12 protein-coding genes and 1 tRNA gene are annotated in these 13420 nt (G+C 60.4%); 5 read left to right on the top strand and 8 right to left on the bottom strand.

Annotated features, from left to right (window positions below):
- Positions 1-74 precede the first annotated feature (74 nt).
- Positions 75-150 (top strand) — tRNA-Ala (locus tag CS1BSM3_RS08665).
- On the opposite strand, the gene CS1BSM3_RS08660 is transcribed toward CS1BSM3_RS08665, so the two are convergent.
- The 8 genes from CS1BSM3_RS08660 to CS1BSM3_RS08625 form a co-directional block, all read right to left on the bottom strand.
- Positions 113-1675, bottom strand: coding sequence for a recombinase family protein (locus CS1BSM3_RS08660; RefSeq protein WP_072386761.1), 1563 nt, complete (start codon positions 1673-1675; stop codon positions 113-115). The genes CS1BSM3_RS08665 and CS1BSM3_RS08660 overlap by 38 nt on opposite strands.
- A gap of 122 nt (positions 1676-1797) precedes the next feature.
- Positions 1798-2052, bottom strand: a complete 255-nt coding sequence (locus CS1BSM3_RS08655; RefSeq protein ID WP_143149112.1) for a hypothetical protein — start codon at positions 2050-2052, stop codon at positions 1798-1800.
- Positions 2053-2300: 248 nt separating this feature from the next.
- Positions 2301-2504 (bottom strand): hypothetical protein, encoded by a 204-nt coding sequence (locus CS1BSM3_RS08650; RefSeq protein ID WP_072386577.1) that lies wholly within the window; start codon positions 2502-2504, stop codon positions 2301-2303.
- A gap of 458 nt (positions 2505-2962) precedes the next feature.
- Entirely contained in the window at positions 2963-3733 is a 771-nt protein-coding gene (locus tag CS1BSM3_RS08645) for an ABC transporter permease (RefSeq protein WP_072386576.1), read from the bottom strand.
- 12 nt (positions 3734-3745) lie between these two features.
- Positions 3746-4978, bottom strand: a complete 1233-nt coding sequence (locus CS1BSM3_RS08640; RefSeq protein WP_174263654.1) for an ABC transporter permease — start codon at positions 4976-4978, stop codon at positions 3746-3748.
- 81 nt (positions 4979-5059) lie between these two features.
- A complete protein-coding gene (locus tag CS1BSM3_RS08635) occupies positions 5060-6118 on the bottom strand; it encodes an ABC transporter substrate-binding protein (protein WP_174263653.1) in 1059 nt (352 codons plus the stop codon).
- Positions 6119-6161: 43 nt separating this feature from the next.
- Positions 6162-7367 carry an ABC transporter ATP-binding protein gene (locus CS1BSM3_RS08630; protein WP_083528443.1) on the bottom strand — a complete coding sequence of 402 codons (1206 nt, stop codon included), beginning with the start codon at positions 7365-7367 and terminating at the stop codon, positions 6162-6164.
- 245 nt (positions 7368-7612) lie between these two features.
- Positions 7613-8317 (bottom strand): GntR family transcriptional regulator, encoded by a 705-nt coding sequence (locus CS1BSM3_RS08625; RefSeq protein WP_072386760.1) that lies wholly within the window; start codon positions 8315-8317, stop codon positions 7613-7615.
- 407 nt (positions 8318-8724) lie between these two features.
- On the opposite strand from CS1BSM3_RS08625, the gene CS1BSM3_RS08620 reads away from it, so the two are divergent.
- The 4 genes from CS1BSM3_RS08620 to CS1BSM3_RS08605 all read left to right on the top strand — a co-directional run bounded on the left by CS1BSM3_RS08620 (position 8725) and on the right by CS1BSM3_RS08605 (position 13386).
- The gene (locus CS1BSM3_RS08620; RefSeq protein WP_143149109.1) at positions 8725-8982 is read left to right on the top strand and encodes a hypothetical protein; all 258 of its coding nucleotides are present in this window, start codon (positions 8725-8727) and stop codon (positions 8980-8982) included.
- Positions 8983-9204: 222 nt separating this feature from the next.
- A complete protein-coding gene (locus CS1BSM3_RS08615) occupies positions 9205-10506 on the top strand; it encodes a pyridoxal phosphate-dependent decarboxylase family protein (protein WP_083528442.1) in 1302 nt (433 codons plus the stop codon).
- Between the two features lie 15 nt (positions 10507-10521).
- Positions 10522-11859 (top strand): omega-aminotransferase AptA, encoded by a 1338-nt coding sequence (locus CS1BSM3_RS08610; protein ID WP_072386571.1) that lies wholly within the window; start codon positions 10522-10524, stop codon positions 11857-11859.
- Between the two features lie 30 nt (positions 11860-11889).
- Entirely contained in the window at positions 11890-13386 is a 1497-nt protein-coding gene (locus CS1BSM3_RS08605; RefSeq protein WP_072386570.1) for a CoA-acylating methylmalonate-semialdehyde dehydrogenase, read from the top strand.
- Positions 13387-13420: the final 34 nt, after the last annotated feature.

Below are 13420 nucleotides of genomic sequence, written 5' to 3'. Positions count from 1 at the left end.
AGCGCACTAGTTAAGCCGAGCCGATCGCCACCTACCCAAGCCGCAACCCCATGGGAGCGGCGCGATCGCGCGGCGGGGCCGTAGCTCAGTTGGGAGAGCGCTTGAATGGCATTCAAGAGGTCAGGGGTTCGATTCCCCTCGGCTCCACCACTCCGGTTTTGCCCAAATTTACTTTGCCTAACAGCCTGAATGGCATAGAGATTTTGGCGGTTCGATAGCCCTCTTCACGGGCATATACCAGACGCTCGGCGAACACCAGTCGCAGCAGCGCGCGGCGGTCCTCAATGCGTTCGGAATGCCAGAGTTTCCAGGGGTTTCTCAGAAATCTCAGGGCGGTTCGATAAGTCTCCTCGAACGAAGCCTGGGGCTTACCACATGCAGCGATGCGGTCGCTGATCATCGCCTTCTGCGATTCGAGTTCGCGCACACGGCGCTCGCAAGCGGCGATCACAGACGCACCGCTCGATTCCATCAGCCGATCGAGCAACTGATCGATCTTGCGCTCGATGTCGCGCAAGCTCTCCTGCAGCGACGCGAGCTGCTGACGCCCCTTGGCGACGCGGGCGTCCCAACAATTGCGCAGCATCGTGAGCGCCAGATCGAGCAGCTCCCGAGTGGGAACGAGCACTGTGAACATGGCCTCGAACTGGCCCTCGACGGCTTCTTTACGAAAAGATTTCCGCGATTCAGGACAACCCTTCGAATCACACAGGTAGTACCCGTAGCTGCGGCTCCGTCCTTTGGACCAGCAAGCCGTCATCGCCTCGCCGCAGCAGGCGCAGGCAACAAAGCCTCGCAGAGGAAAGTCGCGACTGAGGTCTTTGCGCGCCGGCGCTCTTGCCGCGCCACGCCGCCGATCCTGAATGGCCTGCCAGGTCTCAAACGAGATCAGTCGCTCGTGGTGAGCAGGGACGTAGTTCAATCCCCATTTCGGATAGTCGATATATCCGGCATAGACAGAGCGTGCGAGCAATTCGGCGACGCGCTCAGGATGCACGCCGCCGTGCCGATCCTTGGGCCATGCCGGTTGATCTTCGAGAAACCGCTGCACCTCTGACTGGGTCTCGAGCCTGCCGCTGGCATAAGCCTCAAGCGCCTCCTTGGCGATCGCTGCCAATGGCTCGACGCGTACCAGCAGCTTGCCGTGACCAGCGACCCGTTCGTAGCGATAGCCGATCGGTGGATAGAACACCCAATAGCCACGAGCGGCACGCGCCTGCATCTTCTGGATCACTTGGCGGCGGTTCTGCTCACGCTCGAGCTCGCCCTGTGCGGCGAAGATCGTTTCGACGAACTTGCCTTCCGGCGTGTCGTCGAAACGGAAGTTCAGGCACTCGACGCGAGCGCGGCGCTTTTGGAATGCGCGCCGCAGCTGGATGTGGAACTCGGTATCGCGCGCAAACCGCTTCAGGTCATCGAAGATAACGACGTAGTCCTTGCGCTCGCGTTGCGCATCGAGATAGCTGAGCAAAGCGACCATGCCGGGCCGCTTCATGAAGTCGCCGCCGCCAGACACATCGTCCGGAAAGACCGCCTCGACCTCATACCCGGACTGCTCGGCATGCTGCCGGCACCGCATCTCTTGCGAATCCAGGCCGTGCCCTTCGCTCGCCTGCTTCGCGCTCGATACGCGGCAATAGATGAGAGCTCTTGTTGGGGCTGAGGAGGTACTCATTCCTCGATCTCCTTCCGACTTGGTACTTCGGCATCACGCCGGAAGTAGCCAGCGAGTAGGTCCAATTTGCGGGAGTTCCCTTCAGCCAATTCTACCACGTCAGAGCTCGAACGAATATTGGCTTAGTTCGCATCACCTTTGGATTCGCGCGCAAGCTGTGCTGGATCGTCGCCGAAGGCGCGGTCGACAAAGCTCTGCATGATTTTCTGCAACGCGCGGATCAATTCGATCTTTGCCGGAAGCGGAAGATCGAGATGCACCAGATGGGCGAGATAGGCTTCGAACTCTGCCGGTCCGATCTCACCCGCAACAGTCGCGTAAGCCGTTGTGTCCGGATTGATGCGCTGCAGGGCTTCGGTCTCCCGGTCACGCGACACGAACAAGTCCTCCGTCTTAGGGTCTTAGCCTCGGTTGCGATCACCGCGAACGGCGCGGGGCATGGGTCAACAACATCTCGGCGGCATGCGTCGACCTCAACGGGGAAAGCAAGGGAAATGCAGGAGCTGGAAGGAAGAATGAGGAACGCGGAGGAACCTCGCGCAGAGCAACGTCGAGCGGGTAAAAACCACGGCGACATGTAGATGTGGCTCCCCAGTCAACTCACAGATCAAAAACCCGAGCGTTGCTAGTCGAAGCGAAGTTTGTCTCTTTTGGCGGCGTCGTCCGCCTGCTTCGCCTCGCGCTCCCAATCGTTCGCGATGGCGTTCAGCAGTGCTCGGGTGCGTACATGCGCGCCGGGTTGCCGTGCCGCCCAGTCGCGGTATTGCTGTGCGAGTTCGCGCTCCTGCTTACCACCTTCGTACATGGCCTTCGTGTAGACGCCGCGCATATTGGAGCGTTCGACCGCGAGCTCGCGCTCGACTTGAGGCGCTCCAGGACTTCGGCAATGGCGATCTGCGGCCACAGGCCGTCTTTGGCGGCGGAATGCGCAAGAGAGCGCCCGATGTAGGAATAGACGACATTCATTCGTCGCGCCTTCCGCGCCTCCTAGATCATGCCGTCGACCCACCGATCAAGGTCTTGGCGGTCTACGGTACCTTCGCGCTCGCCGGGTGCACGATCAAAGGCAATGAGTATGCGGTGCCCCGCATTGGCACGGGCGCGCTGCGCATCAGTCGTTGTGTGCTCATCCGCGTTCGTCCCGTCTGGTGCCGCCGCGCTGCTGTCCCATGGGATTGTGGTTCATCACATGTCTGATGGAACGAGGACGTCAGAGTCTATGCTGACGGTGCCATCCGAGTAGACGATGTGGTGAACGTCCTCCAGCTTGGCCCTTCAGCCCGACTGCTATGGCTTGCGGGCTGACAGCCGGTTCACCAGGATCATCAGTGTCGTCGTAAAGACGAACAGGACCGTTGAGACCGCGAAGATCGAAGGGTCGATGTTGTCCTTGATGCCGTCGAACATCTGCCGGGGCAGTGTCCGCTGCTGCGGCCCCGCTATGAACAGCACCATCACCACCTCATCGAAGGAATGGACGAAGGCAAGGATCGCACCCGAAATTACGCCGGGCGCGATGATGGGCAGCACGACGCTGCGCAAGGTTTTCCAATTGTCCGCGCCGAGGCTCTGGGATGCCCGAACGAGGCCTACGTCGAAGGTCTGGAGCTGCGCGCTCACGGCGATGACCACGAAAGGCAGACAAACGACGGAATGGGCGATGATGACGCCGAGATAAGTAGAGTTGAGCTGTAATTGGCTGAACACGAAATAGAGCCCGAGCCCCAGGATGATGCTCGGCACGATCATCGGCGCGATGATGATTGCAAGGAACAGGCGTTTCGCGGGCAGATCCTTTCGCGAAAGAGCGAGCGCGGCTCCGACGCCGAGGACGGTGGCAATCAGTGTCGCGCTCAACCCCACGAAAAGGCTGTTTGCGAAAGCCCTTAGCCAGGGAACCGGTGCCAGGATCTTTTCGTACCAGACGAGCGAAAACGGATTGATGGGGTAGGAAAGGAACCCCGCGCCATTGAAGGAAAGTGGCAGTGCGATGAGAATGGGTCCGAGAAAGAACACCATCATCACAATGGCATAGATGGTCGCCACGGTACGGAGCATCTGGGCTGGATCCTATTTCAGTCCAACAATGCGGTGAATTCCGACAACCTTTCCGATCGTGAAATACAGCGCCATCACAATGCCCAGCAGCATCGTTCCTAGCGCGGCGGCCATCCCCCAGTTGATGGTATCGTTGACGAAGAACGCGATGAAGTAGGTGATCATGTTCTCCTTCGGCCCACCTACCAGTGTCGGCGTTATGTAGTACCCAACCGTGATGATGAAAGTCATGAGGCAACCCGAGGCTATGCCGGGCATCGTGAGCGGTACGAAAACCTTCCAGAATCCCAGAATCGGGTGCGCGCCTAGAGAGAGCGAGGCTCGAAGATAAGTCTTGGGCACCGACCGCATCACACTGTAGATCGGCAACACCATGAAAGGCAGCATGACATGCACCATGGTGATGTAAAGCCCTGTCCGGTTGAAGACGAGCTGCATGGGTTCGGTGATGATGCCGAGCTTCAGCAGCGTTGAATTGATGATGCCCTCCTTGGAGAGCACAACAATCCACGAACTCGTCCGCACGAGGATGGAGGTCCAGAAGGGAACGAGCACCGAGAACAGCAGAAGGGCCGACAAGCCGCGTGGCAGGATGACGAGGCAGCCCGCGAGCGGGTATCCGATCAGGAGACAGAGGATCGTCACCGAGCCGCTTATCTCAAGGGTTCTCAGAAGCGTCGCCACGAAGACGCGGACATCCTCTCCCACGCGAACGACGTCGCCACTGTCGTCCTCGCGCATGTCCAGTGCGCGGAGAAAATAATAAGGAGTCAGCAGGCGCGTGGCGCGCGTGAACCCCGCAATGAAGTCGGGCTGGGTCCAGCGCTCGTCGATCTCCGCGAAACGGGCCGCATTGTCGCCGCGGCCCGCCGGCCGACTACCGAAGGTCCGGCCTGTCTTGAGTACAACCGTGCGATACCCCACTACCTCGTAGTTGAGACGCCGCGCGGCCTCGCCCAAAGCCCGCGTATCCTTCAACGTTGAAAAATCCTCGGCAAGCGCGTCGTAGAAGGCCGGGTGCGCCGGTTTACCGGTCACGATCCTGGCTGCCTCGACCGAGGCACGCGGGAACGCGGTGCGCACCTCGGAATTATTCACCGAGTTGAATAGGATGTAGCCGATCGGGATGAAGAAGAATAGGAAGAGCAGCAGCAGCGCCGGTAGGAGCAGACCAAACGAAGCGAGGCGGCGAAATACCCGCGCAGAAGCCAACCGACGATATTCGACCAAGGCTATGCTCGACATATTCATGCTCGCTGCATCGCGGACCGAAGCAAACTCCTGCCCGACAGGGAGGCCGACGGGCAGGAGAACTCGCTGAGGACTCTATTTCGCCTGCCAGACCTTGAAGCGCGCTTCGATTTCCTCGCCCCGTTCGGCCCAGAACGCGGCATCGGTTCGGAGGGCATTGGCGAGGTTCTTGGGAGATGTCGGCAGATCATCCCTGATCTCCGCCCTCACTAGCCCTATCGCCCCTTTGTTCAAAACGCCGTAGCGGATGAATTCAGGAAGCTTGCTGGCGACTTCCGGCCTGCTGGCGAAGGTAATGAACTGCTCGGCTACGGCCTTCCGAGGCGATCCCTTCACTATTCCCCAGTAGTCGATGCCGAGGACCTGCCCATCCCATTCCATCTTCAGGTTCTGGCCGGAAGCGTTCGCCGCCTCGACTCTCCCGTTGAAGCCAGAAGTATAGGCAATATCGCCTGCCACCAGTCGCTCAATCGGCTCCGCCCCGGTACGCCACCAGACGATGTGCGGCTTCAACTCGTCCATCTTCCTGAACGCGCGATCGAGGCCAGCGGGCGTGGAAAGCACCTTGTACATCTCAAGCGGTTTGACACCGTCTGCCAAAAGCGCGATTTCCAGGGTCAGTCGCGCGGTGGATCGCAGGCCGCGCTTGCCCGGAAACTTCGTCACATCCCAAAAGTCGGCCCAGGTTTTTGGGCCCTGAGGGGTCCGCTTGCTGTCGAAGGCGATAACCTTCGACCAGGCAAATGCGCCGACGCCGCATTCGTGCGTTCCAACCTCGAGAAAATCGGAGGAGTTGACGACCTGAGGATAACGAATCTTCTCGAGGATGCCCTCGTCGCATCCCATCAGCAGGGCATTGTTGTCGAGTTGCAGCACATCCCAGGTCACGTTGCCGGATTTGACCATGGCACGGACTTTCGCGAGCTCGCCAGTGTAGGAATCCTCGATGATCTTCGTTCCGGTGGCGCTGGCGAAGGGCTCGAAGAACGCCTTGCGCTCCGCATCCTGCAACGCGCCGCCTTGGCCGACCACGGTCAGCTGCTGCTGTGCGGCTGCCGGATGTGCAAGCGTGGCCGCGAGGAGCATCGCGCCGAGCATCGCCGCCGGACGGCTCATTCCTGTTATCTTATCCATGCCTTCCTCCTTTCGAGCCGCACAAAAATTTCGCCTCCGCGCGTCATGCGGGGAAGACGAGGCAATCCCGCGGACTGAACTGGATTGCGATCTGACATCCCGGGGCGCAGTCGTCCGGCCGGTTCCGGCTGCCGAGCTTGAGGACGACATCCTCGCCGGCGCGGTTGGCGGCGTAGAGCCGGTAATGATCCCCCAAAAACGAGAGCTTCGAGACGGTGACCGGAAGCACATTGGGTGCGACTTCGCCCGGCGCGGCGATGGCGAGGCGTTCCGGGCGAATGCAGACGACGACGGCGGCGTCCTGCGCGATGCCGGGGCCGACCTGACAGCACAGCTCGGTGCCGTCTCCAGCCACTATCTGCGCCGCTCCCGCCTCGATCCGCGTCACGCGGCCGGCTATCTTGTTGTTGTCGCCCATGAAATCCGCGACGAAAAGATTGGCGGGATTGTTGTACAGGGTTTCCGGTCGCGCGATCTGCGAGAGCCGCCCACTGTCAAACACCGCGATGCGGTCCGACATGGTCAGCGCTTCAGACTGATCATGCGTCACATAGATGAACGTGGCGCCGAGCCGCTCGTGGATCGCCTTGATCTCGAGCTGCATATGTTCACGCAGGTTCTTGTCCAATGCGCCTAGCGGCTCGTCCATGAGGATCACAGGCGGATCGAAGACGAGCGCTCGTGCGAGCGCCACGCGCTGCTGCTGGCCGCCGGACAGCATACTCGGCAGGCGGGTGCCGAAACCCGACATCTTCACCATGTCGAGCGCCCGACGCACGCGGTCCTCGATCTCGGCGGCAGGCATCCGCCGTACGCGCAGCGGATAGGCAATGTTCTCGTTGATCGTTAGATGCGGAAAGAGCGAATAGTTCTGGAAAACGACACCGATGTTCCGGCGATGCGGGGGAACCGACTGGATTTCGCGGCCATCAAGATGGATGCGCCCCGCATCCGGCAGTTCGAATCCAGCGAGCAGCATCAATGTGGTCGTCTTGCCGGAGCCGGAAGGGCCTAGGAACGTGATGAACTCCCCGCGCTCGACATCGAGATCGAGATTGTCGACCACGAAGAGCCCCGGCACGAACGACCGAGATACGCCCGCGTAGCGCACCACCGGATCACGAGCCAAGGCGGGGCCGTGCTCTCCAGCCGGCCGCAGATGGGCCTGCTGGCTGAAGGAGAGCGGCCCGGCAGCAACGCTAGCAGACGGAATGCACGACAGCGCCACATGTAATCCTGTTTTCGTCATTTTGATATCACAAATCATCATCGATTGAATGTCAATAGCGTTTGTGCGCGTGTCGCCCCGCTCGCCGGAGGCCGCCCCATCCGCGCGGCGGCAGACAAATCAAAGTCCGCGAGCGAATGCTGGCGCGGGGCATCGGCGACCCGCGTACCGCGACCTCACGTCGGCGCGAGCCGACGCACGGCTACTTTCAAGAGAACGATGCCATCGCGAGTAGGGTGACAGGTCGGCGCGCCGAGTTGGCTCTTTCAGCGATCGGCGCCAGCTCGGCGCAGAAAAGCCGCGGCGGAGACGACATTGGCGATGTAGCTCAGGGTGTCGTCGAGATCCCGCTCTACTTCACTGCGGACGATCGCCGGATTGCGCTCCTCGACCCCGACACAGATACGTTCCCGCCAATCTCCGCGCGATTTGGCGATTAAGTTAATGTAATCAGGGAAGAGAAGATTGAGATACGGACCGGTTTTGAGCCACAGGGAGCCGATGATCTTGATAAGATTGGGCATTTCGCAGGCGGAATACAGTTCCGTCTGAAAGCGATACACGAGCGACAGATCAGCCCGGCGATCTCCGGATGCCCGAGCCATTTTCAGCTTGCCCGCGAGGGCTCGCAGGGTCTTCGCCAGTTGCGGCGTGCCGTTCATGGCCGCTTTTTCCGCAGCCAAGCACTCCACCAGGATGCGGATCTCCTTGATTTCCTTGATCTGCTCAGCATTGAGCAGCGGTATGCGCGCGGAGCGGTTCGCCTCGCCGTCAAGAACCCCTTCTGAGATGAGCCGGTAGAGTGCCTCGCGCACCGGCGTCGGGCTTATTCCCTGCTCATTGGCCAGGCTCCGGATGGTGAGTTTCTCGCCAGGAGAAAAATGCCCTCCCCGGATCAGTTCGCAGAGGTGGAAATAGACTTTGTCTCTCAGGACATCGCCCTGGACCTCCACAACCTGCTTCATCGTCATGACGTCCTTCCTGTGGTCCAGCTCAGGAGTCGAGCCGAAATTGGTCCCCTGCGATCCGAAATAGCGGAAGATCTGCGCCCAGGATACATCAATTTTGGCGCATAATGTCATCTCATTTAGTAATATATTACATCACGATCAAGCTCATGCAGCAGCTATGGGTTGGCTATCCCGAGAAGAGAGTGCGAAATCGTTCGCCTGGTCGCTTTCCTCGTGCCGACGTGATATCGAGCAGTCGTTAGCGATTTCGCGCAAAGTGATCCTGCAGGAATTGCGAGAACTCAAGCAGAACGATTTCGACTGGCGGGGCAGCCGGGGGCCCTCCTAGGCTTGGCCTTAGTCTCGGCGCGGGGTTCGCCCGCAAACGCAGCCGCTCAAACTCAAGGGAGAAGTCGTCGCGATCTCGGATGGGCGCTATATGCGCGGCGCGGCCCCTATTTTACCGGCACTTCGGCAAGCCTCGGCCCAGCGTGATGTTTCGGGCAGGCGGGATCGACATCATCCTTTGCTCGATCGCGAATCAGACCGAGGAACGAGGGCAGTTCAAGCTGTTCGGCATCGAGGGCAAGGCACAGCGGGTCGTCGTCTGCACGGTAAATGTCAGCCGGATTCCCTATTGCAATGTGCGGCGGCCGATTTGGCCGCTGGATGATTTCAGCGATTGACCGCAGACGAGCGGCTTCCATGCACGAGAACGAATCGGTCCTCCCGGTCACCGGCTACCTAGACCGGATCTTGCTGCGCGCCGGCGAGCGCATCGGCGCGCACATCAGCTTTCTCGTGGCTCGGACAAGAAGCAGACCGCGCCGACGGCCGATTCCTGCTTGCGTTATGTGATCATATGCTGTAATTTTTGTGATATCATATGAACGAAAAGGACATAAAATATGGCCGAGAAGCTGGATGTGCCCTCCCCCTTCCAAACGCCCGCCAGCAGGCCAAGAACCCTGTTTCCCCCGAATAGTTCAGATTGGGAGACGCTTTCGGGCCAGATGGAGCAGGCAAAACGTGGCGACTACGATTGGCGCAGGGGCACGCTCCCGCTCTATGTGTATTGGGCAAGCGAGGAAGCCCATGAAGTCTCGAAGAAGGCCTATCAGAGCTTTTTCGTCGAGAACGGCTTGGCCAGAAAGGCTTTCCCGAGCGTCCAGCAGCTTGAACGCGACGTGATCGACATGGTGATGGACTTGCTGAATGCGCCCGAAGGCGCGGCTGGCAGTTTCACTACCGGTGGTACGGAGAGCATCTTCCAGGCGGTGAAGGCAGCACGGGGGTATTCCCGATCACGCGGCCGCACGGTGAAGGGCCGGGAGAAGATCGTCGTGCCGTGGTCGGCGCATCCGGCCTTTGACAAGGCCGCATCCTACCTCGATCTCGATGTCGTACGCGTATCGCTTGGGAATGATTTCCGAGCCGATCTCAATCGTCTTGAAGCGGAGATCGATCCATCCACGATCCTGATCGTCGGTTCGGCGCCTTCTTTCCCACACGGCATTTACGACAACATCGAAGGATTGAGTCGCATCGCGCAGCAGCACGACCTCTGGCTGCATGTCGATGCCTGTGTGGGTGGAATGCTCGGTCCCTTCCTGCGCGAACTAGGCGACGATATTCCCACCTTCGATTTTACGCTGCCGGGCGTATCGAGCATGTCCGTTGACCTTCACAAATACGGATATGCTTCGAAAGGTGCCTCTCTCGTTCTCTATCGCTCCGGGGAGATGAAGCAGCATCAGATCTTCGAGTTCGCCAATTGGCCACGGGGATACTATGCGACCGAAAGCTTCCTCGGCACTCGCGCCGGTGCACCAGTCGCATCCGCCTGGGCGGTGATGAAGTTTCTCGGCAAGACGGGTTATCTCGAAGCGGCGCGGAAAATCTTCGAGACCAAGAAGCATCTGATCGCAGGTATCAACCGGATCAACGGCCTCAAAGTCGTGGAGCCCAACCAGCTCTCGTTCTTCCTCTACAGATCCAACGACCCTGATCTCGACATCAACGCCGTGGCGGAACGCCTAGGCGAAAAGGGTTGGTTCGTTGGGCGATCGGTGGAGCCCTCGGCAATCCATCTCATGATCAATCCGGTTCACGCTGACAACGCCGATCGCTACCTCCGCGATCTGGAAGCCGTCGTTGCTTCCGTGCGCAGCGATCGTGCCGTCGGCACCCTCGATACGAAGACCTATTGATCATCGGCTGACGACATGAACACACACGTCCTGAACAACGCACCGCACCTTGAGAGCTACTGGATGCCGTTCACGGCAAATAGGCAATTCAAGGCGGCGCCTCGCCTGCTCTCGACCGCCTCAGGGATGCACTATCGAGATTTCGACGGCCACTCCATCCTCGACGGCACCGCCGGCCTCTGGTGCGTGAATGCTGGACATGGACGGCCCGAGATCGCGCAGTCGGTCCATCGCCAGCTCATGACCATGGACTATGCTCCGTCGTTCCAGATGGGCCACCCGATTGCCTTCGAATTCGCAGAGCGCCTTACTGGAATCGCTCCGGGTCGCGATTCCGACAAGCTCGACCGGATTTTCTTCACGGGTTCCGGTTCGGAATCGGTCGATACAGCCCTGAAGATTGCCCTCGCCTATCAGCGAGCCATTGGTCAGGGCACACGCACGCGGCTGATCGGGCGAGAGCGCGGCTATCATGGTGTGGGCTTCGGGGGCATCTCCGTCGGCGGCATGGTCAACAACCGCAGGGCTTTTCCGCAACTTGGCGGAACAGACCACCTCCGGCACACCCACGATCCGGCGAGAAACGTCTTCGTCCGCGGAATGCCTGAGCATGGCGCGGAACTCGCCGACGATCTCGAGAGGCTTGTCGCCCTGCATGGCGCTGAGACCATCGCGGCCTGCATTGTCGAACCCGTGGCGGGATCCACGGGCGTTCTGATTCCTCCGAAGGGCTATCTCGAACGGCTCCGTTCGATCTGCGATCATCGCGGCATCCTCTTAATCTTCGACGAAGTGATCACCGGGTTCGGCCGCCTGGGATCGCCCTTCGCCGCCGAACATTTCGGCGTGATTCCGGACATCATGACGACCGCCAAGGGATTGACAAATGGCGCCGTCCCGATGGGCGCGGTCTTCGCGAGCCGCAAGGTGCATGACGCACTCATGTCCGGGCCTGAGAGCCAGATCGAGCTTTTCCACGGCTACACCTATTCCGGCCACCCGGCGGCATGCGCAGCCGGCATCGCGACGCTCGATCTCTACCAACATGAAGGGCTTCTGACACGAGCAGCAACGCTTGAACAGGTATGGCACAACGCCATGCATGCGCTCGCCGAGGCTCCGCATGTCGTCGATGTCCGCACCATCGGTCTTGTCGCAGGCATCGAATTGCTTCCGCGCGACGGCGCACCCGGTGCACGCGCCTATGATGTGTTTGTCGATTGTTTCAGGCGCGGGCTGCTGATCCGCGTGACTGGGGATATCATCGCTCTTTCTCCGCCGCTGATCGTCGAAAGTACCCACATCGACACGATGGCGTCGCTAGTCGGCGACGCACTGGCGCGCGCTGCGTGAACTCCTGACTCACGGATTGGCGGCTACAGCATGATCACCTACGGACATTTCATCGGTGGCAAGCGTGTTGATGGAAAATCGGGGCGCTTCGCCGATGTCTGCCAGCCGATGGACGGCTCGATGCGGGGCAAGGTCGCTTTGGCCTCGCAGGCCGAACTGACTGAAGCTGTGATCAATGCGAAGGTCGCGCAGCCCGCCTGGGGCGCCACCAACCCGCAGCGGCGTGCGCGCGTTCTGATGAGGTTCCTCGAACTCGCGGCGAAGGCGAATGGCGAACTTGCCGATATCCTAGCGCGCGAGCATGGCAAGACGGTCGCGGATGCCAAGGGCGATATCCAGCGCGGCATAGAGGTGATCGAATACTGCATCGGTGCACCGCAGATGATGAAGGGGGAGTACACGGAAGGCGCCGGACCGGGCATAGACATCTACTCGATGCGCCAGCCGCTGGGCGTCGTCGCCGGCATCACGCCGTTCAACTTCCCGGCGATGATCCCGCTCTGGAAGGCCGGCCCGGCCATCGCCGCTGGCAATGCCTTCATCCTCAAGCCCTCGGAACGCGATCCCGGCGTGCCGTTGCGGCTAGCGGAGCTCTTCATCGAGGCGGGCCTGCCTCCGGGCATTTTCAACGTCGTCAACGGTGACAAGGAAGCGGTTGATGCGATCATCGACGATCCCGACATCAAGGCGATCGGCTTCGTCGGCTCGACCCCGATCGCAGAATACATCTATGGGCGTGGCTGCTCGAACGGCAAACGCGTGCAATGCTTCGGTGGCGCCAAGAACCACATGGTCATCATGCCGGATGCCGACATGGATCAGGCGGTCGATGCGCTGATCGGCGCCGGTTATGGATCCGCTGGCGAGCGCTGCATGGCGATTTCGGTCGCGGTACCAGTGGGGCAGAAGACGGCGGACGAGCTGGTTAAGCGCCTTGTTCCCCGCGTCGAGAGCCTCCGCATCGGCCCCTCGACCGATGCCGCCGCCGACTTCGGCCCTGTCGTGACCGCTGCCGCCGCCGCGAAGATCCGGGAATACGTTGATATCGGCGTCAAGGAAGGCGCGAAACTCGTCGTCGACGGGCGCAGCTTCACCATGCAGGGCTATGAAAAGGGCTTCTATGTCGGCGGCTGCCTGTTCGACCAGGTGACGCCCGACATGCGCATCTACAAGGAAGAGATCTTCGGCCCGGTGCTCTCGGTGGTGCGCGCGAAGGATTACGAGGAGGGGCTTCGGCTCTGCAACGACCATGAATATGCCAACGGCGTCGCCGTCTTCACCCGGGATGGTGGTGCCGCGCGCGATTTCGCAAGCCGAGTCAACGTCGGGATGGTAGGCGTCAACGTGCCGATCCCAGTGCCGCTGGCGTACTACACCTTCGGCGGCTGGAAGCGCTCGTCCTTCGGCGATCTCAACCAGCACGGGCCAGATGCCTTCCGCTTCTATACCAAGACGAAGACCGTGACCTCGCGCTGGCCTTCCGGCATCAAGGATGGCGCCAGCTTCGTCATCCCCACCATGGGGTGAGGCCTTGTTTAAGGACTATTTTCCACTGCGAAAG

Origin of the sequence: Hyphomicrobium sp. CS1BSMeth3 (genome assembly GCF_900117415.1) — a bacterium.
Taxonomy (GTDB): domain Bacteria; phylum Pseudomonadota; class Alphaproteobacteria; order Rhizobiales; family Hyphomicrobiaceae.
The sequence above is the reverse complement of the archived record's forward strand: the minus strand, read 5'-3'. Positions and strand labels throughout refer to the sequence as shown.